Source organism: Pseudomonas sp. Y3 TE3536, assembly GCF_053629175.1.
In genome coordinates this window covers 4,572,273-4,596,712 of record NZ_JBRJHU010000001.1, presented here as the reverse complement: position 1 = coordinate 4,596,712, position 24,440 = coordinate 4,572,273, and the positions used below count along the sequence as shown (strand labels likewise).

Below are 24,440 nucleotides of genomic sequence, written 5' to 3'. Positions count from 1 at the left end.
GCAGGTGGCCCTGAGGCCGCCACCGTCGCTGTGTCAGCGGCTGTTATTGTTATGGCTTTCATGAATCATTAAGGGCGTGCCCGACGCCTCAGGTGGACACTTCGACGTGCCGGCCACAGGTGTCGCTGCCCTGCCCCTGCGCGCGTTCGACCTGCACAGCGGCGAACGCCTGGCGCAGGTCTTCCAGCAGGTCGGCGGTATCCTCGATGCCGACCGACACCCGCACCAGGCCTTCTGAGATGCCCAGTGCCTGGCGCTCTTCCAGGGTGTTTTCCACGTGGCTGGTTGTCCGTGCCGGCCCGTAGATGGTTTCCACTGCACCCAGGTTGCCGGCGCGGTGGGCGTAGCGCAGCTTGGGCAGCAACTTGACGACGGTGTCCATCCCGCCCACCAGCACGAAACTGACGATGGCGCCAAAGCCGCGCATCTGCGCACTGGCGATCGCGTGGCCTGGGTGCCCAGGCAACCCGGGGTAGTTGACCGACTCGACCAACGGCTCGCTGCACAGGTACTCAGCCAAGGCCTGGGCGCTGGCCTGCTGCTGGCGCAGGCGCAGCGCCAGGGTCTTGATGCCGCGAATGATCAGGTACGCGGAAAACGGGTCCAGTGAAGCGCCGTTGATTTCGCGGTAGTGACGCACCTGCGCCATCAAGGCTTCGCTGCCGCAGACCACCCCGCCCAGCACATCGCCATGGCCGGAAAGGAACTTGGTCGCACTGTGCACTACCACATCGACGCCCAGCAGCAGCGGGTTCTGGTTCAGCGGCGTGGCGAAGGTGTTGTCGGCAACGACCAAGGCGCCCACACGCTTTGCTGCGGCCACCAAGCGGCGGATGTCGAGGATTTTCAGCGTCGGGTTGCTCGGGGTCTCCAGGTAGACCACATCGCAACCCCGGGCGATTTCACGCTCCATGGCGTCGGTGTCGAGGGTGTCGCACAGCGTCACTTCGACGCCCTGACGGGGGAGGAATTCTTCGAATATCTTGTTGGTGCCGCCGTAGCTGTCGCGGGTCGAGACCACGCGTTTGCCGTTGCACAGGAAGGTATGCAGCACACCGCTGATGGCCGCCATACCGGTGCTGAAGGCCACGGCCGACTCGGCGTGTTCCAGTGCACAGAGTTTGTCCTCGAGGACCGCAACCGTCGGGTTGCTCATGCGGCTGTAGATGAAGCCCGGCTGCTTGCCCAGCGCGATGTCGTACCAGGCGTCGATATCCTGGTAGCCGTAGGCGGCACTGGCGATGATCGGGGTTTGGGTGGCATTGAAGGGGTGCTCGACTTGTTCCCCCTCCCACACCACCCGCGTCCCGATACCCGGCTGCACGCCGTTAGCGACCTTTGCTTGGTTATTCATGTCATTGTCTCGCATCGATGAAACACGGCGGTGTTTCGACTGGTCTGCGAGGACTATAGAGCGCACCTGCGCCCATGAAAAACGATGCAATTGGGCCCTAAGGGGCGCTTATTTTAATGGCTTACCAAGCCGCCTGCGCCGGGCAAGCCATCCGGGTTTTACGCATTACCCGGTAGGAGCAGCCTTGTGCTGCGAAGAGGCCGGTGATAGCAACCAACATTGTTGTGTTTTCACCGGCCTCTTCGCAGCGCAAGGCTGCTCCTACACAGATTTGGGGCGCAGCGCCACTGCACGTGACCTGCGGTTTGCGACAAGCTTTAATGGCTTACCAAACCGCCTGCGCCGGGCAAGCCATTCAGGGTTTATGCATTACCCGGTAGGAGCAGCCTTGTGCTGCGAAGAGGCCGGTGATAGCAACCAATATTGTTGTGTTTTCACCGGCCTCTTCGCAGCGCAAGGCTGCTCCTACACAGATTTGGGGCGCAGCACCACTGCACGTGACCTGCGGTTTGCGACAATCTTTAATGGCTTACCAAGCCGCCTGCGCCGGGCAAGCCATCCGGGTTTTACGCATTACCCGGTAGGAGCAGCCTTGTGCTGCGAAGAGGCCAGTGATAGCAGCGAAGATTGACTGTGCCTGCACCGGCCTCTTCGCAGCGCAAGGCTGCTCCTACACAGATTTGGGGCGCAGCGCCACTGCACGTGACCTGCGGTTTGCGACAATCTTTAATGGCTTACCAAGCTGCCTGGGCAGGGCAAGCCATTCAGGGTTTATGCATTACCCGGTAGGAGCAGCCTTGTGCTGCGAAGAGGCCGGTGATAGCAACCAATATTGTTGTGTTTTCACCGGCCTCTTCGCAGCGCAAGGCTGCTCCCTACACAGATTTGGGATGCCCCGCCACTGCACGTGACCTGTGGTTTGCGACAAACTTTAATGGTTTGCCAAGCCGCCTGCGCCGGGCAAGCCATTCGGGTTTTACGCATTACCCGGTAGGAGCAGCCTTGTGCTGCGAAGAGGCCGGTGATAGCAATGAACATTGTTGTGTTTTCACCGGCCTCTTCGCAGCGCAAGGCTGCTCCTACACAGATTGGGGGCGCAGCGCTATTGCACATGAGCCTGCAGCGCTTGCTGGTCGGCATGGTAGGAGGACCGCACCAGCGGCCCGGACGCCACGTTCTTGAAGCCCATCGCCAAGGCCCGTTCGGCAAACCAGGCGAAGGTGTCCGGGTGCACGAAGCGCTGCACCGGCAGATGGCTGCGCGACGGTTGCAGGTATTGCCCCAGGGTCAGCATGTCGACCTGGTGCTCGCGCATGCGCTGCATCACCTCGATCACTTCTTCATCGGTTTCACCCAGGCCCAGCATCAGCCCGGATTTGGTCGGTACGCTGGGCACACGTCGTTTGAAATTCTCCAGCAGGTCCAGCGACCACTCGAAGTCCGAGCCCGGCCGTGCCGCCTTGTACAGGCGCGGCACGGTTTCCAGGTTGTGATTGAACACGTCCGGCGGCTCCTGCGCGGTGATGGCCAGGGCCACGTCCATGCGCCCGCGGTAGTCCGGCACCAGGGTCTCCAGCTTGACGCCCGGCGACAGCGTGCGGATTTCACGCAGGCAGTCGACGAAGTGCTGGGCGCCGCCGTCGCGCAGGTCATCGCGGTCCACCGAGGTGATCACCACGTACTTCAGGCGCAGGTCGGCAATGGCAATCGCCAGGTTCTTCGGCTCATCGGCATCCAGCGGTTTCGGCCGCCCGTGGCCGACGTCGCAGAATGGGCAACGGCGGGTGCAGATGTCCCCCATGATCATGAAGGTCGCCGTGCCACCGGAGAAGCACTCGCCCAGGTTCGGGCATGAGGCTTCTTCGCAAACACTGTGCAGCTTGTGCTTGCGCAGCAGCGCCTTGACCCGTGCGACCTCGGGTGACGTGGCAATGCCCACGCGAATCCAGTCAGGTTTGCGCGGCACCTCCTCGGTGGGCAGGATCTTCACCGGGATGCGCGCCACCTTGTCGGCGCCGCGCAGTTTCACACCGGCTTGCAGGGGCTGCGGGCGCGTGGCGGCAGGCAGGGTCTGGTTCATGTTCATGCTCCGGCAATCAAGGCTTCAGCCACGGTAATAACGTTGAGCCACAAAGGGTGTGCGTACCACCTGCATCGGCACCCGCTTGCCTCGCACCAAGGCGAAGACTTCGGTTTCCAATGCCGCGTGCGCACTGTGCACGTACCCCATCGCCAACGGCCCGCCCAGGCTGGGGCCGAAACCGCCGCTGGTGACACGGCCGACTTCCTGGTCGTTGGCATCGACGATCAGCGCCCCTTCGCGCACCGGTACACGCGCTTTGGGCATCAGGCCCACCCGTTTACTGGCCACGCCCTCGCGTTGCTGGGCAAAGAGGCGTTCGGCCCCCGGAAAACCGCCGGCCCGCACGCCCTCGGCACGTCGAGCCTTGGAGATCGCCCAGGTTAGGCTGGCCTCGATAGGTGTGCTGCGCGCGTCCATGTCATGGCCGTACAGGCACAGCCCGGCCTCCAGGCGCAGCGAATCGCGGGCGCCCAGGCCGATGGCCTCGACCTCGGGCTCGGCCAGCAGCGTGCGGGCGAGCATTGCCGCCGCCTCGGCCGGCACCGAGATCTCGAAGCCATCCTCACCGGTATAACCCGAGCGGCTGACGTAGCAGTCAACACCCAGCAGCTTCACACGGGCGAACTGCATGAAGGTCATGGCGCCGACCTGGGACGCCAGGCGGCCCAGCACCTTGGCCGCCGCAGGCCCCTGCAGGGCCAGCAAGGCGTGGCTTTCGAACAGCGATTCCACCTCGCACTGCCCTTCCAGATGCTGCTTGAGGTGCAGCAGGTCCTGGTCCTTGCAGCCAGCGTTGACCACCAGCAACAGTTCGTCACCGCCCAGGTTGGCCACCATCAGGTCGTCGAGGATGCCGCCGTCGTCGTTGGTGAACAGCGCATAACGCTGCATGCCCACCGGCAGGTCGAGGATGTCGACCGGCACCAGCGCCTCCAATGCCTTGGCAGCGCCGGCGCCGCGCAGGCGAATCTGCCCCATGTGCGAAACGTCGAACAGGCCGGCCTGCTCGCGGGTATGCAGGTGCTCCTTGAGCACCCCCAGCGGGTATTGCACCGGCATGGCGTAGCCGGCAAAGGGCACCATGCGCGCGCCGAGTTTCAGGTGCAGGTCATGCAGTGGCGTTTGTTTGAGTTGTTCTGTGGACATGAACGATTCCCCGTAGTCGATTCAGGCGCGATAGACCGGATATTCCGCGCACAGCCTGGCCACCGACGCGGCCACCTGGGCCTCGACATCGGCATCGCCAAGGTGGTCAAGGATGTCGCAGACCCAGCCGGCCAGGGCCACGCATTCGGCCACCTTGAAGCCACGGGTGGTGACCGCCGGGGTGCCGATACGCAGGCCCGAGGTCACAAATGGCGACTGCGGGTCGTTGGGCACGGCGTTCTTGTTGACGGTGATGTGCGCGCGGCCAAGGGCGGCGTCGGCATCTTTACCGGTGAGGCCCTGGCGGATCAGGCTGACCAGGAACAGGTGGTTGTCAGTGCCGCCGGAAACCACGTCGTAGCCGCGGTCGATGAACACTTGGGCCATGGCCTGGGCGTTTTCGATGACTTGTTGCTGGTAGGCCTTGAAGCCTGGTTCCAACGCTTCCTTGAAGCACACGGCCTTGGCGGCGATGACGTGCATCAGCGGGCCGCCCTGGGCGCCGGGGAACACGGCAGCGTTGAGCTTTTTCTCGATCTCTGGGTTGGACTTGGCCAGGATCAGGCCCCCACGTGGGCCGCGCAGGGTCTTGTGGGTGGTGGTGGTGACCACATCGGCGAACGGGATCGGGTTCGGGTACAGGCCCGCAGCAACCAGGCCGGCAACGTGGGCCATGTCGACGAACAGCAGCGCACCGACCTTGTCGGCGATGGCGCGGAAGCGTGGGAAGTCGAGGGTCTTGGAGTAGGCCGAGAAGCCGGCGACGATCATTTTCGGCGTGTGCTCGACCGCCAGGCGCTCGACTTCGTCGTAGTCGATCAGGCCGGTCTTGGTGTCGATGCCGTATTGAACCGCGTTGTACAGTTTGCCCGAGGACGACACTTTAGCGCCGTGGGTCAGGTGGCCGCCGTGGGCCAGGCTCATGCCCAGGAGGGTGTCACCGGCCTGCAGCAAAGCCAGGTACACCGCGCTGTTGGCCGAGGAACCCGAGTGCGGCTGGACGTTGGCGTAGTCGGCACCGAACAGCTGCTTGGCGCGCTCGATGGCCAACTGTTCAACCACATCGACGTGCTCGCAGCCACCGTAGTAACGCTTGCCTGGGTAGCCTTCGGCGTACTTGTTGGTCAGCTCGGTGCCCTGGGCCTGCATCACTTGCGGGCTGGTGTAGTTTTCCGAGGCGATCAGCTCGATGTGGTCTTCCTGGCGTTGTACTTCGCGGCTGATGGCCTCCTGCAGCACAGGGTCGAAGTCGGACAGGGTGAGGCTTTTATGGAACATGTGGGTGCTTCCTTATTGTTGGGGGCAGGCCAGGCCCGGACGGGGTCCGGGCCTGGGCAGTCAGGCGTCCTGGTAGACCGACATGGGCGGGCAGGCACAGGCCAGGTTGCGGTCACCGTAGACGTTGTCCACGCGCCCCACCGGCGGCCAGTACTTGTTCTCGCGCAGCGTTTGCAACGGGTACACCGCCAGCTCCCGGCCATAGCGATGGGGCCATTCGCCCACCAGTTCGCTGGCGGTGTGTGGGGCGTTTTTCAGCGGGTTGTCGAGCGTGTCGAAGGTGCCGTTCTCCACCGCTCGGATTTCCTCGCGGATGCAGATCATCGCCTCGCAGAAGCGGTCCAGCTCTTCCTTGGACTCGCTCTCGGTCGGCTCGACCATCAGCGTGCCAGCCACCGGGAACGACATGGTCGGGGCATGGAAGCTGAAATCGATCAGGCGCTTGGCCACGTCCTCGACGCTGATGCCGCTGCTGTCCTTGAGCGGGCGCAGGTCGAGGATGCACTCGTGGGCGACCAGGCCGTTCTCGCCGGTGTACAGCACCGGGTAGTGCTCCTCCAGGCGCCGGGCAATGTAGTTGGCACTCAGAATCGCCAGCTGCGAGGCACGCTTGAGCCCTTCGCCACCCATCATGCGGATATACATCCAGGTAATCGGCAGGATGCTCGCACTGCCATAAGGCGCTGCGCAGACGGCACCTTGTTTATGTTCCAGGTGCGCGTGGCCAGGCAGGAACGGCGCCAGGTGCGCCTTGACCCCGATCGGGCCGACACCGGGGCCGCCACCGCCGTGCGGGATGCAGAAGGTCTTGTGCAGGTTGAGGTGCGACACGTCGCCGCCGAACTTGCCCGGGGCGCAGAGGCCGACCATGGCGTTCATGTTGGCACCGTCCAGGTACACCTGGCCGCCGTGCGCATGGATGATGTCGCAGATGCGGGTGATGCCCTCTTCGAACACCCCGTGGGTCGAGGGATAGGTGATCATTAGCGCGGCCAGTTGCGCCCGGTGCTGCTCGGCCTTGGCTTGCAGGTCGGCCACATCGACGTTGCCGCGCTCATCGCAATTGACCACCACCACGCGCAGGCCGGCCATCTGCGCCGTGGCCGGGTTGGTGCCGTGGGCGGACGACGGGATCAGGCAAACATCACGGCCCGCTTCGCCACGGCTGGCGTGGTAAGCGCGGATGGCCAGCAGGCCTGCGTATTCCCCTTGCGAGCCGGCGTTGGGCTGCAGCGACATCGCGTCATAGCCGGTGGCCTCGCAGAGCATCGCCTGCAATTCGTCCGTCAGTTGCCGATAGCCGAGCGACTGTTCGGCCGGGGCGAACGGGTGCAGGTTGGCGAACTCGGGCCAGGTGATCGGGATCATCTCGCTGGCGGCGTTGAGCTTCATGGTGCACGAGCCCAGCGCGATCATGGTGCGGTCCAGCGCCAGGTCCTTGTCGGCCAAGCTGCGCAGGTAGCGCATCAGTGCTGTTTCAGAATGGTAGCGGTTGAATACCGGGTGCTGCAGGAACGGGGTTTCGCGCAGCAGCTGCACTGGCAAGCAGTCGCCACACCCCTCTGCCAGGGCGACGAAGGCCGGAAGCGCCTGGCCCGGGGCGGCGAACACCTGCCACAAGGCCTCGACACTGGCCTGCTCGCAGGTTTCATCCAGTGACAGGCCGACCCGCTGGGCGTCGATCGGGCGCAGGTTCAGGCGGGCCCCATGGGCGGCGGCCAGCACATCGGCCGCTGGCCTGGCAGTGACCACGCTGACGGTATCGAAGAAGTGCGCTTGTTCCACTGCGTGCCCGAGCTGCAGCAGCCCTTGCACCAGCACTGCCGTTAACCGGTGCACACGCTGGGCGATCTGCGCCAGGCCTTGAGGGCCGTGATACACCGCGTACATGCTGGCGATGTTGGCCAGCAGTACCTGCGCGGTGCAGATGTTGCTGGTCGCTTTCTCGCGGCGGATGTGTTGCTCGCGGGTCTGCATGGCCAGGCGCAGCGCCGGCTTGCCAAAGCGGTCGATGGAGACACCGACCAGGCGGCCGGGCATGTCGCGTTTGAACGCATCGCGCGTGGCGAAGTACGCCGCGTGCGGGCCGCCAAAGCCCAGCGGCACGCCAAAGCGCTGGGCGCTGCCCAGCACCACGTCGGCATCGAACTCGCCCGGCGGGGTCAGCAGGGTCAGCGCCAGCAGGTCGGCGGCCACCGCCACCAAAGCGCCGACGGCATGGGCGCGTTGCACCAGGGCCCGGTGATCGGCGATAGCGCCAGTGCTGGCCGGGTACTGCAGCAACAGGCCGAAGTACGCCTCAAGGCCCTGGCCTTCCAGTGCCGCTTCATCACCGATGACCACCTCGATACCCAGCGGCTGGGCACGGGTGCGCAGCACGTCAAGGGTTTGCGGGTGGCAGTGGCGGGAGGCGAAAAAGGCCGGTGCCTTGCTCTTTGCCAGGCGCTTGCAGAAGGTCATGGCTTCGGCCGCAGCGGTGGCCTCGTCGAGCAAGGAGGCGTTGGCGATCTGCATGCCGGTAAGGTCGCAGACCAAGGTCTGGAAATTGAGCAGCGCTTCCAGCCGGCCTTGGGAAATTTCTGGCTGATACGGCGTGTAGGCGGTGTACCAGGCTGGGTTTTCCAGCAGGTTGCGCAGGATCGGCGTCGGCGTGTGGCACGGGTAGTAGCCTTGGCCGATATGGTTGCGAAACAGCTGGTTCTTCGCGGCGATGGCCTTGAGCGCAGCCAGGGCCTCGGCCTCGCCCTGCCCTTTGCTCAGTTCAAGCACGCTGGTGCCTTTGATGCTGCCTGGGATGACGCTGTCGACCAGGGCCTGCAGGGAGCCATGGCCGGTCAGCGCCAGCATCGCCTCGATATCGTGATCACGCGGGCCAATGTGGCGCGCGATGAACTCATTATCCGTGGTCAATGGAAACGGTGCGTTGTGCATGTCGATACCCTGGCTCAGGCGTTGTCGGCCAGGAAGCGGTCGTAGCCGTCCTGGTCCATCAAGGTGTCGAGGTCGGCGAGGTTGGCCACCTGGATACGGAAGAACCAGCCATCCTGCATCGGCGAGGCATTGACCAGTTCCGGGTCGTCGGCCAGGGCCTGGTTGACCGCCACCACCGTACCGTTCAGGGGCATGCTGATGTTGCTGGCGGCCTTCACCGACTCCAGCACTGCGACTTCATTGCCCTCGCCGTACTCGCCCGGCTCTGGCAACTGCACGAACACCACGTCCCCCAGCGCCTCCTGGGCATAGGTGGTGATGCCGACAGTCAGTTCGCCAGTCGCTTCCAGACGCAGCCATTCGTGTTCGGGGGTAAAACGCAGCATGCTCATGGATCTTCCTCTCTTGTTATCAGGTAGGTCCCGGTACAGGACTGATAACTACAAGAGCAAGGGCGATGCCAACTTGATTAAATCATTTTATTTCAATGGCTTAAAACAAAAACGGGGATCATTCCAGTCAGCCCAGGCGGAACGAATAAGCTCCAGTGCATCGCCCCGGCAGGCCTGCGTGCCGGGGCGTGCCAATGAACGCGGGGACCTCGCCGAACTGGAGTGCAATCACTCCAGTGGAACGCATTGACACCAGGGTGCTACGCCCGGGTGGCAATGCCGTATTTGCGCAAGCGCTGGCCGATGGCCGTGTGCGACGTCTGCAAGCGTGCGGCCAGTTGCCGGGTCGAGGGATAGGTTGCATAGAGCTTTTCCAGCAGGGATTTTTCGAACCCCTGCACGGCCGCTTCCAGGCTGATGATTTCGTGTACGTCGGCCTGCTGGCTGCTCAAGGCGGTGCCGGCCAACTCCAGGTCGTCGCAGTCGATCACCTCCCCTTCGCTGATGGCCGCGGCGCGGAAAATCACGTTCTGCAACTGGCGCACGTTACCCGCCCAGCGGTTGCCCAGCAGCAGCGGATGGGTCGCCAGCGCCAACCGGCAGGGCGAGCGCTGTATCTGCGCGCAGGCCTGGCGCAGGAAGTACTCGGCCAGCAGCAGGATGTCCTTGCCTCGCTCGCGCAAGGGCGGCACCTTGAGGTTGAGCACGTTGAGGCGGTAGTACAGGTCTTCGCGAAAGCTGCCTTCGACCACCATGCTTTCGAGGTTGCGGTGGGTGGCACAGACCACCCGCACATTCACCCGCACCTCGCCGCCACCGCCGACGCGGCGGAAGCTGCCGTCATTGAGAAAGCGCAACAGCTTGGCCTGCAGGTAAGGCGACATCTCCCCCACTTCATCGAGAAACACCGTGCCGCCATCGCCCAGCTCCAGCAGGCCGGGCTTGCCGCCGCGCTGGGCGCCGGTGAATGCGCCAGCGGCGTAGCCAAACAGTTCGCTTTCGGCCAGGCTCTCGGGCAAGGCGGCGCAGTTGAGGGCCAGGAACGACGCATCGCGCCGGGCACTGAGGGCGTGGCAGGCGCGGGCGACCAACTCCTTGCCGGTGCCCGTCTCACCCTGGATCAGCAGCGGCGCCTCAAGGCCTGCTACCTTGTGCAGGCGCACCTTGAGTTCCTTCAGCGCCGTGGAATCGCCCAGCAGCCCCTCCAGCCCTTCGGTGTGGTCGTGCAGCAACGACGCCAGGCGTTCGCCGATGCGGCTTGGCGGGTACAGGGTAAGCAGGCCGCCCACCAGGGCATCGGCACCGCCGCTGATGGGCGTGGCTTCCAGCAACAATGCCTGGCCCTGGAAGCCGACCTCGCACATGGGCAGGCGAAAGCCCTTGTCGATCAGGGTTTGGGCCAAGTCGGCCTCGGCAAACAGCCGCGACAACGGCTCGCCGGCCGGCTCGCGGCCAATGAGGTTGACCAGAGTGGGGTTGGCCAGCAGCACATGGCCGCCGGGGTCAACCGCCAGCACTGGGTCACTCATCGACGCCAACAGGGCCTCCAGTTGCAGCCGCCGGCGGTGGCCAGGCAGGAAGTCGACCAACTCGACCGCCTGCACCCCCACCACGCGCAACAGCGCACCGTAGAGCTCGTCCAGCACGGCCTGTGACAGCGCCGGGGCGTCGATGTAGACGTTGGGCGGGATCATTTCCACCGCGTCCAGGTTGAGGTTGCGCGCCCCTAGCAGTGCCAGGATTTCCTGGGTGATGCCGACGCGGTCGATGAAGGTGACGTGGATTCTCATCGTGATTCCCTGGTTGGCGAAACGACAACAGGGGGACGGCGCACCCGGCGCTGTCCCCCTGGTTAGAACGTGAAGGCGGCGGTTACTCCGCTTCGAGCGACAACGCGGCGTGCTCCTGTTTTTTCTGGCGAATCGACCGGTAGGACAGGCCCAGCACGGCAAACCATACGGGCACAGCGAACAACGCCATGCGGGTGTCCGCCTCCAGGGCCAGCAGGCCGAGGATGAAAGCGAAGAACACCAGGCAGACCCAGCACATGATCGTGCCGCCCGGCATCTTGTATTTCGACGCACGGTGCAGGTGGTCACGCTGTTTGCGGTACGCCAGGTAAGACAGCAGGATGATCGACCAGACGAACATGAACAGCAGGGCCGACACCGTGGTAATCAGCGTGAACGCGTCGAGCATGTTCGGCACCAGGTAGATCACCAGGGCGCCAGCGGTCAGGCAAATACAGGAGAAGATCAAGCCGTTGGAGGGCACTGCACGGCGTGACAACGCGCTGAACCGGCCCGGTGCATCACCCTCCACCGCCAGGCCATAGAGCATGCGGCTGGTCGAGAACACGCCACTGTTGGCCGAAGACGCCGCAGACGTCAGTACCACGAAGTTGATGATCCCCGCTGCAGCAGGCAGCCCGGCCAGCACGAACAGTTCGACGAAGGGGCTCTTGTTGGCCACCACTTCTCGCCACGGGGTCACGGCCATGATGGCAATCAGCGCCAACACGTAGAAGACGATGATGCGCAGCGGGATGGAGTTGATGGCCCGTGGCAGGTTGCGTTCCGGGTTCTTGGTTTCGGCCGCGGTGGTGCCGACCAGTTCGATGCCGACGAAGGCGAACACCGCGATCTGGAAGCCGGCGAAGAAGCCCATGGCGCCGTGGGGGAACATCCCGTCGTCGTTCCACAGGTTGGCCAGCGAGGCGACGTTACCGGTCGGCGACTGATAAGCTGCCGCCACCATGTACACCCCGGTGCAGACCAAGGCGCAGATGGCCACGATCTTGATCATGGCGAACCAGAATTCCAGTTCACCGAACATCTTCACCGTCATCAGGTTGAGCGACAGCAACACACCGACGCAGGCCAGTGCCGGTAACCACAAGGGAATATCCGGGAACCAGAACTGTGAATAGGCGGAGATGGCGATAACGTCGGCAATACCGGTGACGATCCAGCAGAACCAGTAGGTCCACCCGGTAAAGAACCCCGCCCACGGGCCCAACAGGTCCGCCGAAAAGTCGATGAATGACTTGTACTGCAAGTTGGACAACAACAGTTCGCCCATCGCCCGCATGACGAAAAACAGCATGAAGCCGATGATCATGTAGACGAAGATGATCGAAGGCCCAGCCAGGCTGATGGTCTTGCCAGAGCCCATGAACAGGCCCGTGCCAATGGCGCCGCCGATGGCGATCAACTGGATATGGCGGTTGGACAGGTTACGTTTGAGTTCGTGGGTGTCACCCTCAGGCGGACAGTGACCCTGCGGCAGGTTATTCATTGTTATTTACCTTGCTAGTTTAATTGTTTTTATAACGTCACAAGTTCAACTTTCTAACCGGACATGCGTTGCAACAGCCGGCCGAACGCAAGGGAAAGAGCAAGGACTATGCCAAAGGCTAGAGCCCTTTAAATACGGGGGTCTGTGTGGGTATTAACGTTTATTGCTGTAATGAAGCCACTCCAGGCAGTGGCGGTAATGGCGCGGTGTACGACACCGAAGCGTCGTATACCGTGCCCTGCCCTGTGCTGTATCGATATCACTACAATGGAGCGCTATCAGTCCAGGTTTATCTGCTTCATCCGCCCCATGGCCAGCGCTGTACCTGTGGGAGCGGGTTTACCCGCGAAAAATCCGACGCGGTGTATGGCACCGGCTTCGCCGGTGTTCGCGGGTAAACCCGCTCCCACAGGGACCGCGTAGGCTCACCCACGCTTGATCACGCACGCACCTCGCGCCGCGGCGCGCGGCTGCGCTGTTGTTCTTCCCACCCGTCCACCAAACCGACCGGCACATCGACCGGCGCCAGCGGCTCACGCCCGCGCACCAGGTCGGCGGCACGTTCGGCGAGCATGATGGTCGGTGCGTTGAGGTTGCCGTTGGGCTCGCTCGGGAACACCGACGAGTCGATCACCCGCAGCCCCTGCAGGCCATGCACACGCAGTGTCGAATCAACCACCGCCATGTCGTCCTCACCCATGCGGCAAGAACCGCACGGGTGCATGGTACTTTCCATGTTGGCACGCACGAAGGCATCGATCTGCTCATCGGTCTGCACCTGCGGCCCAGGTGCCAGCTCCTCGCCGCGGAAGCGGTCCATGGCCGGCTGGGCGATGATCTCGCGGGTCAGGCGCACGCAGCGGCGGAAGCCCTCGCGGTCCTCCTCGCTTTGCAGGTAGTTGAAGCGGATTTCCGGGTGCTGGTAAGGGTCGGCCGACAGGGCCCGCACATGGCCGCGGCTCTTGGGCTTGTTCGGCCCGGTCAGCACCATGAAACCGTGGCCCTTGAACGGTTTGTCACCGTCGTAGCGCATGGCCGCCGGCAGGAAGTGGAACTGGATGTCCGGCCAACGCAGCCCCTTGGACGAGCGGATAAAACCACCCGCCTCGAAGTGGTTGCTGGCGCCCAGGCCATCCTTGAACAGCAGCCAACGCAGGCCGATCATCGCCTTGCCCAGCAGGCTCATCTTGCCGTTGAGGGTCACTGGCTCCTTGCACGCGTACTGGATGTAGATTTCCGAGTGGTCCTGCAGGTTTTCGCCCACACCTGGCAGGTCGTGCAGCACCTTGATGCCGGCCTTTTTCAGCACCGCCTCTGGGCCGATACCCGAGCGCTGCAACAGGTGCGGCGAGCCGATCGGGCCGGACGATACCAGCACCTCGCGGTTGCAATGCACCGTGTGGGTCTGCCCGCCCTCGTCATACTCCACGCCCACTGCGCGCTTGCCGTCGAGCAGGATGCGCCGGGTCATGGCGTGGGTCACCACGGTCAGGTTCGGCCGGTTCATCGCCGGGCGCAGGTAGGCATTGGCGGTGGACCAGCGCACCCCGTCCTTCACGGTCATGTGCATGGCGCCGAAGCCTTCCTGCATGTAGCCATTGCAGTCGGCGGTCTTGATGTAGCCGGCCTCAGCCCCGGCCTCTACCCAGGCACCGTACAGCGGGTTCTGCATGTTGTTGCCGTTGTTGGTGGCCAGCGGCCCTGCGCCGCCGCGGTAGTCATCGCCACCAAACTTGAAATGCTCGGCGCGCTTGAAGTACGGCAGGCAGTTGCGGTAGCTCCAGTGCTTCGCGCCCAGGCTTTCCCATTCATCGAAGTCGCAGGCATGGCCACGGATGTACACCAGCCCGTTGATCGAGGACGATCCCCCCAGCACTTTGCCCCTCGGGCAGTGCAATCGGCGGCCGTCCAGGTGGGCTTCGGCGGCGGTCTCGTAGCGCCAGTTGTACTTCTTGGTATTCATCGGCAGCGAGAACGCACTGGGCATCTGGATGAGCACGCTGCGGTCACTGCCGCCGAACTCCAGCACCAGTACCGAGGTGCCGGCATCTTCGGTCAGGCGGTTGGCCAGGACGCAGCCGGCAGAGCCTGCGCCGATGATGATGTAGTCGTATCGTTTTTTCATTGTTCTAGTCCTGTACGCGAAGGCCTGCGGCCTCGATGTTGCGTTCATTGCCCTTGGGGTAGCCGCCCCAGCCCAGGCGTGTGGCCAGCAGGCGGGTCAGGCCGTAATGCACCAGCCCGGCCAGCAGGCAGGACGGCAGCGAGGCGGTGGCGAAGGTGAAGAAATCGGTATGGGCCAAGGTCTGCGGGTTGAACACCACCACGTAGATGGCAAACCCTGCCACCAGCGCCAGCAGCGCGATGGGGTTGAAGCCTTTGCAGAAGCGCAACGGCGAGCCGCTTTGCTCGGCATACAAATGGCGCAGGTTCAGGCGTTGCTTGCGCAGGAAGAAGTAATCGGCGATGCCGATGCCGGCCAGCGCGCTGTTCAGCGCCGACGTCCACACCAAGAAGATGAAGAAGCCGTCGTAGATACCCGGGAGGCACACCACGATGACCACCGGGATGATGCAGAAGAGCCCGATCAGCATCCCCCAGCCCAGGCTGCGCAAACGCTCCCCGGCCAACTGACGCAGGCCGATGACGGCTGTGTAGAGGATGTTGACCATGCCCGTCAGGTTGGCCAGCGCCAGAAAGCTCAGGGCAATCACGCCGAAGGTCATGCCGCCGGCCAGCCGCATCCAGGCGGTGGGGTCGCTGCTGCCCAGGGTAGTGGCGGCGAACAGGCTGACCGACTCACCCAGTGAAGCTGCGCCGAAGATGCCCACCAGGTTGGGCCAAAACGCCGTCCGCTGGTTGCTGCACAGGCGCGACAGGTTGCCGATGTAGGGCCACCAGGAGAATCCCGCAGCGATGTTGATTTCTACCGCGATCATGAAGTTGACGTGCGGGTTTTCGAACGGAGGCTGCAAGGGCGGCATGGCCAGCAGTTCGCCGAAACTGTAGCGGCGGGAGATGAAATACATCAGCGCCAGCATGATCAGGATCAAGCTGGGCGCGATCACCGCGCTCAGGCGGCGGATCATGTCTGGCCCGCGCATGGCCACCAGCGCCGCCAGCACGATGGCCAGCAAGGCCCCGGCGGTCACCAGCCAGTCATTGCTGTCGGGCTGGCTGTGCTGCACGAGGGTTTCCAGGTTGTCCAGCGCACGCCCGCACATCAGCCCCAGCACCGCCAGCCAACCCATGGTCAGGATCACCACCGAAAGGGTATAGACCAGCCGGCTGCCATTGAGGCCAAACATGCTGCGCAGGAAAGTGAACTGCTCGACGCCGTACTTGCCGCACGGCAGGCAGGTGGACGAGGCCGCGAGCACCACGCCGATGATGTTGCCGATGATGATCGCGGCAATGCCTTGCAAGGGCCCGACAAACAGCGCGGTGGCACCGCCGATCAAAAACACCCAGGTGGCCACCGCCAACGCCGAGTTGGCGTAGGCATAACCCCAGAAGCCCCAGACCCGCTCGCCCGGCAGCAAGGGTGTATCGCCGCGTTCGGCGGCCAGGCGAAATTCCTGCTCTCTGGAGCGGCTCATGGCTGGCCCCCCAGGTAATACGCGCCCACCACCATGACCAGGGTCAGCACGGCCAGGGCAACAATATCCGCCGCGCTCAGCGCGCCGGGCCAGTGCGCCCTGCCCTCCAGTTCTTCATAGGCGCGCAGGCGCCGTTCCAGGTCTTGTGCACGCTCGGTATCCACTTGGCTGTTCATTGGCATCACCTCGACGGGTTCTTGTTCTTGAAATTCGATGCGTTCATGTGGCCCGCGTCGCTCGCCAAACCAGGCGACGCGGGCCAGCCCTGTACCTCAGGGCAAGGTGATCCAGACCGCCTTGGTCTCCAGCAAAAACTCCAGTTGTTCAGCGCCCATGTCCTTGCCATAGCCCGATTGTTTGTAGCCACCAAACGGCATGGAGGGGTCCAGCGTGCTGTGGGCGTTGACGTAGACGGTGCCAGCGCGCAGGCGCGGGATCAGCCCGTGGACCTTGCCCAGGTCGTTGGAATAGATGGCCGCGGCCAAGCCGTATTCCGAATCGTTGGCCAGCGCCAGGGCCTGCTCCTGGGTATCGAAGGGCAAGGTCACCAGCACCGGGCCGAAGATCTCCTCGCGGACGATGCGCATGGCGTTGTTGCAGTGGGCGAAGATGGTCGGCTGCACGTAGAAGCCCGGGCCTTCGACCGGCTCGCCACCGTAGTACACCTGCGCCCCTTCGGCCTTGCCCAGGGCGATGTATTCCAGTACCCGCTGCTGTTGCTGGCGCGACACCATGGGGCTGATGAAGCAGTCAGGGTCCAGGCCCGGGGCAATCTTCAGCGTGGCCGTATAGCGGGCCAGCGCTTCGAGGAAGGCTGGGTAGACGCTGCGCTCGACATAGGCACGGGTACCGGCATCACACACCTGCCCCGAGTTGAAGAACACACCGTTGGCGACCGCCTCGGCCGCCGCGTCAATGTCGGCATCGGCGAACACGATCACCGGCGACTTGCCGCCCAGTTCCAGGGTAAGGCGTTTCATCTGGTCCATCGCCGCCTTGCCCACCGAGCAGCCCACCGGGGTAGAGCCGGTGAAGCTCAGCTTGTCGATGCCTGGGTGGCTGGACATCGCCGTGCCCACCACGCTGCCGCGACCGGTGACGATGTTCAGCACACCGTCAGGGATGCCCGCCGCCTGCACCAGCTCGGCAAAGCGCAGGGCCGACAGCGACGTCAGCTCCGCCGGTTTTACCACCACGGTGCAGCCTGTCGCCAACGCCGCGCCGAGCTTCCAAGCCATGGTTTGCAGCGGGAAGTTCCAGGGCACGATGGCCCCCACCACGCCAACCGCTTCCTTGCGGGTGTAGGCCAGGTAGTTGCCCGGCAGCGAAGGCTCGACCGTGCGCCCATGAATCTTGCTGGCCCAGCCGGCGAAATAGCGCAGCGTATCGACGGTACCTTGGATATCCACCGCGCGGGCCTGGGCGACCGACTTGCCCATGTCGATCGACTCGATCTGCGCCAGCTCGTCGGCATTGTCTTCTATGAGGTCGGCCAAGCGATGAATCAGGCGCTCACGTTCCAGGGGCTTGAGCTGGCTCCAGGGGCCGCCATCGAATTGCGCACGGGCGGCACGCACCGCGCGGTCGAGGTCGTCCTGCGTGCCCATCGGGATGCGCGTCAGCACGCCCTCGGTGGACGGTTCGATGACCTCGGCGCTGGCACCGTCACTGGCCTCGAGCCAGGCACCGCCAATGAACATGCGCTGGGGCTTGCAGAGAAAACGCTGGGTGGCCTCGGAAACGCCGAAGGCCTGCAGGTAGGCTTTTACCTTGTTGTCCACGGTACAGTCTCCGGATCAGCGGGCGTTGGCACGCGCGTGGAAGATGAAGCCGATGCTGTTCATCAGCAATTGCGCGGCCAGAATCGAGGTCACGCCTGCCGGGTCGTAGGCTGGGGCCACTTCCACCAGGTCCATGCCGACAATCCGCCCCTGGCTGCGTCGGGCCAACGCCTGGATGATCTCCAGCACTTCGTAGTAGAAGAATCCGCCATGGCTCGGGGTGCCGGTGCCTGGGGCGATGGACGGGTCGAAGCCATCGATGTCGATGGTGATGTAGTAGTCGCGGCCCTCGGGGATCTTCGCCAGCACACCTTCGCAGCCCAGGCGACGCACGTCGCGTACCGAGAGGATCTGCGAGCCGGCTTCGCGTGCGGCATCGTAGTCGTCGCGGTTGGAGGACGACACGTTGCGGATGCCCATTTGGGTCATGCCGACGATGTGGTCCAGCTCCGAGGCGCGGCGCAAGGGGCTGCCATGGCCGTAGCGCACGCCATGGCGCTCGTCGACGAAGTCGAGGTGGGCATCGAAGTGCACGATGTGGATCGGCCCACGCCCTTCGAAGGCCTTGATGACTGGCGCATGGATCGAGTGGTCGCCGCCCAGTACGATCGGCATGGCACCCGCCGCGAGGATCTGGCGCACGGCCGACTCGATGTTGGCATTGCTGGTGGCCATGTCGGTGTGCACGATATCGGCGTCGCCGACATCGACCATGCGCAGCTGGTCATCGGTCAGGTAGGTGGCGTCATCTTCGAAGTCGTAGGCACCGGCGTGGCCGAACGAGAACAGGGTCGATGCCTCGCGGATGCCGCGCGGTCCGAACCGTGCGCCCGAGCGCCATTGGGTCCCCATGTCGTTGGGCGCGCCGAGGATCGCCACATCGGCGTCGATGGCATTCCAGTCGGTGCAGATGGGTGACTTGGCGAAGGTGCAATGCCCTACGAAGGGCAGGTTCAGGCGGCCGGATTCATAACCGTGCTTTGCCATGTTCGGGTTTCTCCACTTATTGTTCTGGTCAGGAGACGGGGCGACTGCTCGACCGCCGTTGCAGCCACTATGGCGGCAGGCCAACGCGGGAAAAATGCGCAAGTGCAGATGCATACATCGGCCAACCCGAAGTAATCGCCCGCTGCCAGCGGCCAGGCGAAATGCCGGGTGTGCACCGGCAGTCATTTGCAGGTGCCGGGCATTGCAGTGATCACAGGGGCGTGGTTAGCTTGAAAAAAAACAATGGCCGGACGCTCATATCAGCCAGCGCGATGTGACGCACCGCCAGGAGGCCCCAGTGATCCAGCTCCACGACGTCGATCTGAAGCTCCTCAGGGTATTCACCACCATCGTCAGGTGCGGTGGCTTTTCTGCGGCGCAGGCCGCCCTCAACGCCGGCCAATCGACCATCAGCGAACAGATGACGCACCTGGAAACCCGCCTTGGGGTCAAGCTGTGCCAGCGCGGGCGCAGTGGCTTTCGCCTGACCGAACAGGGCGTGGCCATCCACGAAGCCACCTTGCGCCTGCTCAGCGCGGTGGAAAGCTTTTGCATGGATGCCGACGTGCTCAAGCAGCACATCAGCGGCAAGCTCAACCTGGGCATCATCGACTCCACCCTGACCGACACCGCCTCGCCTCTGCCGCGCACCACCCAGCGATTTGTTTCACGCGGGCACGATGCCCACCTGCACATCTACATCGGCGCCCCGGCCGAGCTGGAAGAGCGTGTGCTGGACAGCCGGCTGCACCTGGCCATCGGCCATTTTCCGCTGCGCGTGCCGGGGCTTTCGTACCTGCCGCTGTACGACGAAGCCCTGGGGCTGTACTGCGGCCGACGCCATCCGTTGTACGCCAGCAAGGCGGCGAACGGCCGGTTGCTTGAAGAGGTTCGCCAGTGCCATATCGTGGTGCGCGGCTATATGCAGCAATACGACCTGGAGCAACTGGGCATCACCAAGGCCGCCGCGACCGTGGAGAACATCGAGGCGGCCGCGATCCTGATCATTTCCGGTGCCTATATCGGGTTTCTGCCGGTGCACTTCGCCGAGCAGTGGGTGAAAACCGGCGAAATGCGCCGGCTGGGCGCGAACACCCTGGACCTCACCTCGCCCTTCGACGTAATCACCCGGCGCGGCGTGTCACCACCGCCGATCCTGCGGGCGTTCCTCGAAGACCTGAACGCCTGCATGCACCAGGCTGGGGGCGTTTGAGCCCGCAGGCTCAGGCAATAACCCGGGCAACCTGCTGCGCGCGAACAAGCCCGGTCGTCACCAGGCCCTGAAGCCTTGCCACCAGCACGGCGCGGGCGGTTGGCGAGGTGGCCGGGTCGATAATCCGATACTGGCGATCGCACCAGCCGCTGATCTCCTGTAGCCAGCCGGCCTGCAAGACGGGCTCGGCGTCCAGGCGCTGCAACAGGTAGGCCACTTGCTGCCAGCCAGACAACAAGTGGAGCACCGCCAAGCGACGCGGCGCCGGGCATTCATGCCAATGGCGGTCCAACCAGGCGCTTGCCTCGACATTGACGGTCGCCCAGGGCAGCTTGCCCAATTGCACGATGGTGGCGGCGAACACCTTGTCCGAAGGGTCGCCCAGCAGGCCGAACAGCTCACCCGCAGTGGCCTCCCCTGCCTGGTGCACCGCAGCAAAACGCACAAAGGGATAGCGCGATTGCAAGGCGGCCCTCCACCACGCGAGGGGGAGTTCCACCTGCAGCTCTGCGCCAAGGCCGAGCACGCCCAGCCAATCGCGTTTTGTGGTGGGCATTTCACCGGCCAGGCGCGCCGCCAACACCGCCGCAGCGTCAACCCCGTAGCGCGGCGCCTGCCAACGCGCAAGGCTGCGGATCGCGGGCGAGGCATCCAGCAAGACTTGGCGCAGTAACGGCTGCGGGTCATCCAGCAAGGGCAGCAATGCCCGCAGCACACAGACCCGCACCTTGGCAGCCGCGTGTGGCAAGGCGTGCACTAACAGTGGCACGGCTTGCGCAGCGGGGAGCGCCTGGCACGCAGCAACCGCTGCCAGGCGAACAGTCAATTCGCGGTGGGCCAAGGCATCACGCAGCAGGGTTGCAGGCTCGGTGTCGGCTTCCAGCAAGCGCGCAAACAGAAAACGCGCGGTCTTGCCTTGCCGGGTCAGAAAATCAAGGTGGACTTCACGCCGAACCTGCGCCCCCTGCAATACTGCACACACCTGTTCCAGGGTGGCAGCATGATCGACCCGCCGGCGCGCAGCCAGCGCCACCACTGATTCCAGGGCGCTCAACAATGACGTCACATGGGCGCCTGTGAGGTAAGGCTGAATGCCCGCCTTGGCCAGTTCGCGAACCTGCGGCACCCAGTCATTCAACCGCTCGATCAGCGCCTGCAAGGCTTGCGGCGTTTGCTCGGCGCACAGCGCCCGTACCGCGACTTCTCGCACGAAGCCGTTGTCGTGATGGCTGAGGGTGATCCACGTATCGCCATCACGGGCAGACGCGATCAGTTCGAGGGCTTCATTACGCCGCTGCTCGGCCCAGGACCCTGCCGGTACCTGCCTTGCCTTCAGCCGACCCAACCAGTTGCTGACGGAGCTTACATTCATTCCCTTGTATTCCATGTGCGTGCAGTGTGGGCTTCAGACGCTATTCGAAGGCTCAGGTTTCACGGCAGCTGAATTCGGAGCCTGGTTCAATCTGCTTCTGCAGCCAGCTGCCCCTCGATCCAGTCGATGAATGCCCGCACGTGTGGTCGTTTCAACTGCTCTTTGCGGGCGACCAGGTAGTAGGCGAAACGTGAAGGCCAGGGCCGGTCCACGGCCACCACCAGGCTGCCGTCACGCAGCCCCTCTTCGGCGTGTTGCGCCTGAACCAGGGCGATACCTTGACCACTCGCGGCCGCACTTAGCAACAGCAGTTCTTCGTCAAAACTCGGCCCGCGCCGGCTGCGGCTGTCGGGCTCGAAGCCATGGGCCTGCAACCACAGCGTCCAGTCGGCACGGTCGGCATCCTGCAGCAGCGGGTACTGCAAGCAATCCTCAGGCGCATGCAGTGGCGGGCCGCTGGCGAGCAGTGCCGGGCTGCACACCGGCAACAGCACCGGCGCCAGCAAGGGTATCGACTGCAGCCCCGGGTAGTCGCCCAGGCCATGGCGCAAGGCGATGTCGACACGGTCACGGTGCAAGTCGACCAACGCCGCCGTGGCCTCGACACGGACCTCGATGCCGGGGTGCAGCGTGCTGAAACTGGCCAGGCGCGGCACCAGCCAGCTAGAAGCGAAGGACGGTTGCGTGCTGATGGTCAGGGTGCTGGCGCGGGCCAGGGCTTCAAGGTCGAGCAGTGCACGCTCGATGTCGCCGAAGCCACGTGATACGCCTGGGTACAGGCTCGCCCCAGCCTCGGTGAGTTGCACGCCATGACGGCTGCGGGTCAACAGAGTGACGCCTAGGCGGTCCTCCAGCAGGCGAATCTGCTGGCTGATGGCCCCTGGCGTAACCCCCATGCGCTCTGCGGCGGCTTTCAAGCTACCCAGGCGAGTGGTTTCGCTGAAGGCGCGCAAGGCAAGCAGTGGCAGGACGGCGCCCATTACATTCCTCACTTTAGAAAAACTAACGCTTAGGGTAGAAGCAATCGTTTTTGTATCTTGCTTCATCTGCATAGCATAGCGCTCAGGCCAAACAACTTGCGTTAGTTTTCCTGAGGTTACTCGATATGCCTGACCCGTCACTGGTGCTCTATACCGACAGCTCGCCCAACGGCTTCAAAGCCACCATCGCCCTCGAAGAGATGGGCCTGCCCTATCGCCTGGAACATGTTCGCATCGAGCACGACGAGCATCTGCAAGCAGGCTTTCTGGCGCTCAACCCGGCAGGCCGCATTCCGGTGTTAGTCGACCACGGCGCCAACATCGTGCTGTTCGAGTCGGCCGCCATCTTGCTGTACCTGGCACAGCGCAGTGGCCAGTTGCTCGACTCCGCACCGCAGCCACGCTGGGCGGCGATCACCTGGCTGATGTACCACAGCGCCAGCATGGGGCCGCTGCTCGGCCAGCGCGTGCACTTCGAATGCTTCGAAGCCACGCCCAACCCCGCTGCGCTCAAGCGCTACCGCAGCCTTACCGAAAGCACCTTCGCGGTCCTCGACCAGCACCTTGCCAGCCACCCATGGCTGGCCGGCGACCACTACTCGATCGCGGACATCGCGACTTTCGCCTGGCTGCACATCGCCGCCCTGGTGGGCTTCGACTTCAGCCCGCACCGCCACCTGACGCGGTGGTACCAGCAGGTGGAGCAGCGCCCCGCCGTGCAACGCGGCATCCGCCTGCCAGCTCCGGCCACCGGCCCATGAACGCCCACAACCCAGGAACAGCCATGAACGCTAAAGCTGCCACCTGCGGCGTCAACGCCAACGCTTTCGCCCACCACCCCGGCTACCGGCGCATGTTTGCCCCAGATCACCTGACCCTGGGTATCTTCATGCCGCAGCGCTTTTATGACGGCGACCTGCAGGCCCTGGCCGGGCAGGCGCGGCTGGTCGGTGAAATCGACCGCCTGGGCTTTGCCGCAGCCTGGGTGCGCGATGTGCCGTTGTTTGACCCAGCCTTCGGTGATGCCGGTCAGGTATTCGACCCGTTCACCTATCTGGCTTACCTGGCCGCGCACACCCGGCAGATCGCCCTGGTGACCGGCAGCGCGATCTTTGCCTTGCGCCACCCGATCGACCTGGCCAAGGCCGCCACCACCGTTGATACCTTGTCGGGCGGGCGCTTGGTGCTGGGCATTGCCTCAGGCGACCGCCCCGTGGAGTTTCCCGCCTACGGCCTGGACCACGGCAGCCGCGGCGAGCGCTTTGCGCACAGCGTGGACTACTTCCGCCAACTGTTGGCCGAGCACCCAGGGCCTATTCAGTCGCCGTTGGGCCAGCTCAGTAACGCCCGGCTGTTGCCCAGGCCTGTGTCAGGGCGCATCCCCCTGGTGGTGACCGGCTCCTCGCGCCAGACCCTGCAGTGGCTTGGCGAGCACGCCGATGGCTGGCTGACCTACCCCGACGCCACCCATAACATCCTGGGCCCACGCCGCCTGGCCGAAAAAATCCGCGCCTGGCGCGAAGCGATCCCGGGCGGGGGGTTCCGCCCGCACATGACCAATGAATGGATCGACTTGGACGACGACCCCAACTTCCCGCGTACGCCGCAGCAAGGCGGCTATGTACTGCGCACCGGGCGCAACGGGCTGATCGACTTGCTTGGCGAGTGGCGCGAGGCTGGGGTCAATCATGCGGCCTTGGGCGTGCAGATGGCGCGGCGCCCGGCCCGGGAAATCATTCAGGAACTGGCCGAAGAGGTAGTGCCGCTGTTTCCGGCGCTGGCCGGGCCTGCACCGCAGTCGCAAGACTGGTAAAGCGTGCCAGGCAACGCAGATGCACAGCATACGGTATGGGGCTTGCCCGCAAAGCAGGCGCCGCGGTGGATGGCACGGGCTTCGCCCGTGTTCGCGGGCAAGCCCGCTCCCACCCGAACGGTGTAGCCGGCAAGGCTAGCGCCGCACCTGTGGAAGCAACTGTCTCGCGCAATTTATAAAAATTGATTCATTACGTGGGAGCGGGCTTGCCCCG

The 24,440-nt window shown here is 64.1% G+C and carries 18 protein-coding genes; 3 read left to right on the top strand and 15 right to left on the bottom strand.

Annotation, left to right across the window (positions count from 1 at the left end; all coding sequences use genetic code 11):
* Window positions 1-88: 88 nt before the first annotated feature.
* The 13 genes from AB7M33_RS20835 to speB all read right to left on the bottom strand — a co-directional run bounded on the left by AB7M33_RS20835 (window position 89) and on the right by speB (window position 18,848).
* Window positions 89-1,354, bottom strand: coding sequence for a cystathionine gamma-synthase family protein (locus tag AB7M33_RS20835; RefSeq protein WP_454243495.1), 1,266 nt, complete (start codon window positions 1,352-1,354; stop codon window positions 89-91).
* A 1,102-nt stretch (window positions 1,355-2,456) separates the two neighbouring features.
* Window positions 2,457-3,434 (bottom strand): lipoyl synthase, encoded by a 978-nt coding sequence (gene lipA / locus AB7M33_RS20830; protein ID WP_454243494.1) that lies wholly within the window; start codon window positions 3,432-3,434, stop codon window positions 2,457-2,459.
* A 24-nt stretch (window positions 3,435-3,458) separates the two neighbouring features.
* A complete protein-coding gene (gene gcvT / locus AB7M33_RS20825; RefSeq protein ID WP_265969696.1) occupies window positions 3,459-4,583 on the bottom strand; it encodes a glycine cleavage system aminomethyltransferase GcvT in 1,125 nt (374 codons plus the stop codon).
* A gap of 21 nt (window positions 4,584-4,604) precedes the next feature.
* Window positions 4,605-5,861 (bottom strand): serine hydroxymethyltransferase, encoded by a 1,257-nt coding sequence (gene glyA, locus AB7M33_RS20820; protein WP_454243493.1) that lies wholly within the window; start codon window positions 5,859-5,861, stop codon window positions 4,605-4,607.
* Between the two features lie 60 nt (window positions 5,862-5,921).
* Window positions 5,922-8,792, bottom strand: coding sequence for an aminomethyl-transferring glycine dehydrogenase (gene gcvP / locus AB7M33_RS20815; RefSeq protein ID WP_454243492.1), 2,871 nt, complete (start codon window positions 8,790-8,792; stop codon window positions 5,922-5,924).
* A gap of 14 nt (window positions 8,793-8,806) precedes the next feature.
* Complete coding sequence (gene gcvH, locus AB7M33_RS20810) at window positions 8,807-9,184, bottom strand: glycine cleavage system protein GcvH (RefSeq protein ID WP_027596340.1); 378 nt, start codon at window positions 9,182-9,184, stop codon at window positions 8,807-8,809.
* Between the two features lie 260 nt (window positions 9,185-9,444).
* The gene (locus tag AB7M33_RS20805; protein WP_027596339.1) at window positions 9,445-10,974 is read right to left on the bottom strand and encodes a sigma-54-dependent transcriptional regulator; all 1,530 of its coding nucleotides are present in this window, start codon (window positions 10,972-10,974) and stop codon (window positions 9,445-9,447) included.
* Between the two features lie 82 nt (window positions 10,975-11,056).
* Window positions 11,057-12,481, bottom strand: a complete 1,425-nt coding sequence (cycA, locus tag AB7M33_RS20800) for a D-serine/D-alanine/glycine transporter (RefSeq protein WP_454243491.1) — start codon at window positions 12,479-12,481, stop codon at window positions 11,057-11,059.
* 439 nt (window positions 12,482-12,920) lie between these two features.
* Window positions 12,921-14,606 carry a choline dehydrogenase gene (gene betA / locus AB7M33_RS20795; protein ID WP_099429685.1) on the bottom strand — a complete coding sequence of 562 codons (1,686 nt, stop codon included), beginning with the start codon at window positions 14,604-14,606 and terminating at the stop codon, window positions 12,921-12,923.
* A gap of 4 nt (window positions 14,607-14,610) precedes the next feature.
* Window positions 14,611-16,080, bottom strand: coding sequence for a cytosine permease (locus AB7M33_RS20790; protein ID WP_099429686.1), 1,470 nt, complete (start codon window positions 16,078-16,080; stop codon window positions 14,611-14,613).
* Window positions 16,077-16,256: a hypothetical protein gene (locus AB7M33_RS20785; RefSeq protein ID WP_454243490.1), complete on the bottom strand. Its 180-nt coding sequence runs from the start codon at window positions 16,254-16,256 to the stop codon at window positions 16,077-16,079. Before AB7M33_RS20785 ends, AB7M33_RS20790 begins: the two co-directional genes overlap by 4 nt.
* Window positions 16,257-16,352: 96 nt before the next feature.
* Entirely contained in the window at window positions 16,353-17,861 is a 1,509-nt protein-coding gene (locus AB7M33_RS20780; protein ID WP_265969689.1) for an aldehyde dehydrogenase family protein, read from the bottom strand.
* A 15-nt stretch (window positions 17,862-17,876) separates the two neighbouring features.
* Window positions 17,877-18,848 (bottom strand): agmatinase, encoded by a 972-nt coding sequence (gene speB / locus AB7M33_RS20775; protein ID WP_027596333.1) that lies wholly within the window; start codon window positions 18,846-18,848, stop codon window positions 17,877-17,879.
* A gap of 298 nt (window positions 18,849-19,146) precedes the next feature.
* Here speB and AB7M33_RS20770 point away from each other — a divergent pair, with 298 nt between their 5' ends.
* Entirely contained in the window at window positions 19,147-20,061 is a 915-nt protein-coding gene (locus tag AB7M33_RS20770; protein ID WP_027596332.1) for a LysR family transcriptional regulator, read from the top strand.
* Between the two features lie 10 nt (window positions 20,062-20,071).
* Here the strand turns inward: AB7M33_RS20770 and AB7M33_RS20765 are convergent, their stop codons facing one another.
* Together AB7M33_RS20765 and AB7M33_RS20760 are read right to left on the bottom strand one after the other, a co-directional pair.
* Window positions 20,072-21,433 carry a HEAT repeat domain-containing protein gene (locus AB7M33_RS20765; RefSeq protein WP_454243489.1) on the bottom strand — a complete coding sequence of 454 codons (1,362 nt, stop codon included), beginning with the start codon at window positions 21,431-21,433 and terminating at the stop codon, window positions 20,072-20,074.
* An 86-nt stretch (window positions 21,434-21,519) separates the two neighbouring features.
* Window positions 21,520-22,413 (bottom strand): LysR substrate-binding domain-containing protein, encoded by an 894-nt coding sequence (locus AB7M33_RS20760; RefSeq protein WP_454243488.1) that lies wholly within the window; start codon window positions 22,411-22,413, stop codon window positions 21,520-21,522.
* Between the two features lie 125 nt (window positions 22,414-22,538).
* On the opposite strand from AB7M33_RS20760, the gene AB7M33_RS20755 reads away from it, so the two are divergent.
* The gene (locus AB7M33_RS20755; protein WP_454243487.1) at window positions 22,539-23,174 is read left to right on the top strand and encodes a glutathione S-transferase family protein; all 636 of its coding nucleotides are present in this window, start codon (window positions 22,539-22,541) and stop codon (window positions 23,172-23,174) included.
* Window positions 23,175-23,197: 23 nt separating this feature from the next.
* Entirely contained in the window at window positions 23,198-24,226 is a 1,029-nt protein-coding gene (locus AB7M33_RS20750; RefSeq protein WP_454243486.1) for an LLM class oxidoreductase, read from the top strand.
* Window positions 24,227-24,440: the final 214 nt, after the last annotated feature.

What these genes read in the sequence shown, in the direction of transcription:
- AB7M33_RS20755 (WP_454243487.1), top strand. Translation starts at nt 22,539, where the DNA reads ATGCCTGACCCGTCACTGGTGCTCTATACCGACAGCTCGCCCAACGGC.
- gcvT (WP_265969696.1), bottom strand. Translation starts at nt 4,583, where the DNA reads ATGTCCACAGAACAACTCAAACAAACGCCACTGCATGACCTGCACCTG.
- glyA (WP_454243493.1), bottom strand. Translation starts at nt 5,861, where the DNA reads ATGTTCCATAAAAGCCTCACCCTGTCCGACTTCGACCCTGTGCTGCAG.
- gcvH (WP_027596340.1), bottom strand. Translation starts at nt 9,184, where the DNA reads ATGAGCATGCTGCGTTTTACCCCCGAACACGAATGGCTGCGTCTGGAA.
- betA (WP_099429685.1), bottom strand. Translation starts at nt 14,606, where the DNA reads ATGAAAAAACGATACGACTACATCATCATCGGCGCAGGCTCTGCCGGC.
- gcvP (WP_454243492.1), bottom strand. Translation starts at nt 8,792, where the DNA reads ATGCACAACGCACCGTTTCCATTGACCACGGATAATGAGTTCATCGCG.
- AB7M33_RS20805 (WP_027596339.1), bottom strand. Translation starts at nt 10,974, where the DNA reads ATGAGAATCCACGTCACCTTCATCGACCGCGTCGGCATCACCCAGGAA.
- AB7M33_RS20785 (WP_454243490.1), bottom strand. Translation starts at nt 16,256, where the DNA reads ATGAACAGCCAAGTGGATACCGAGCGTGCACAAGACCTGGAACGGCGC.
- AB7M33_RS20760 (WP_454243488.1), bottom strand. Translation starts at nt 22,413, where the DNA reads ATGGGCGCCGTCCTGCCACTGCTTGCCTTGCGCGCCTTCAGCGAAACC.
- speB (WP_027596333.1), bottom strand. Translation starts at nt 18,848, where the DNA reads ATGGCAAAGCACGGTTATGAATCCGGCCGCCTGAACCTGCCCTTCGTA.
- cycA (WP_454243491.1), bottom strand. Translation starts at nt 12,481, where the DNA reads ATGAATAACCTGCCGCAGGGTCACTGTCCGCCTGAGGGTGACACCCAC.
- AB7M33_RS20765 (WP_454243489.1), bottom strand. Translation starts at nt 21,433, where the DNA reads ATGAATGTAAGCTCCGTCAGCAACTGGTTGGGTCGGCTGAAGGCAAGG.
- AB7M33_RS20790 (WP_099429686.1), bottom strand. Translation starts at nt 16,080, where the DNA reads ATGAGCCGCTCCAGAGAGCAGGAATTTCGCCTGGCCGCCGAACGCGGC.
- lipA (WP_454243494.1), bottom strand. Translation starts at nt 3,434, where the DNA reads ATGAACCAGACCCTGCCTGCCGCCACGCGCCCGCAGCCCCTGCAAGCC.
- AB7M33_RS20835 (WP_454243495.1), bottom strand. Translation starts at nt 1,354, where the DNA reads ATGAATAACCAAGCAAAGGTCGCTAACGGCGTGCAGCCGGGTATCGGG.
- AB7M33_RS20750 (WP_454243486.1), top strand. Translation starts at nt 23,198, where the DNA reads ATGAACGCTAAAGCTGCCACCTGCGGCGTCAACGCCAACGCTTTCGCC.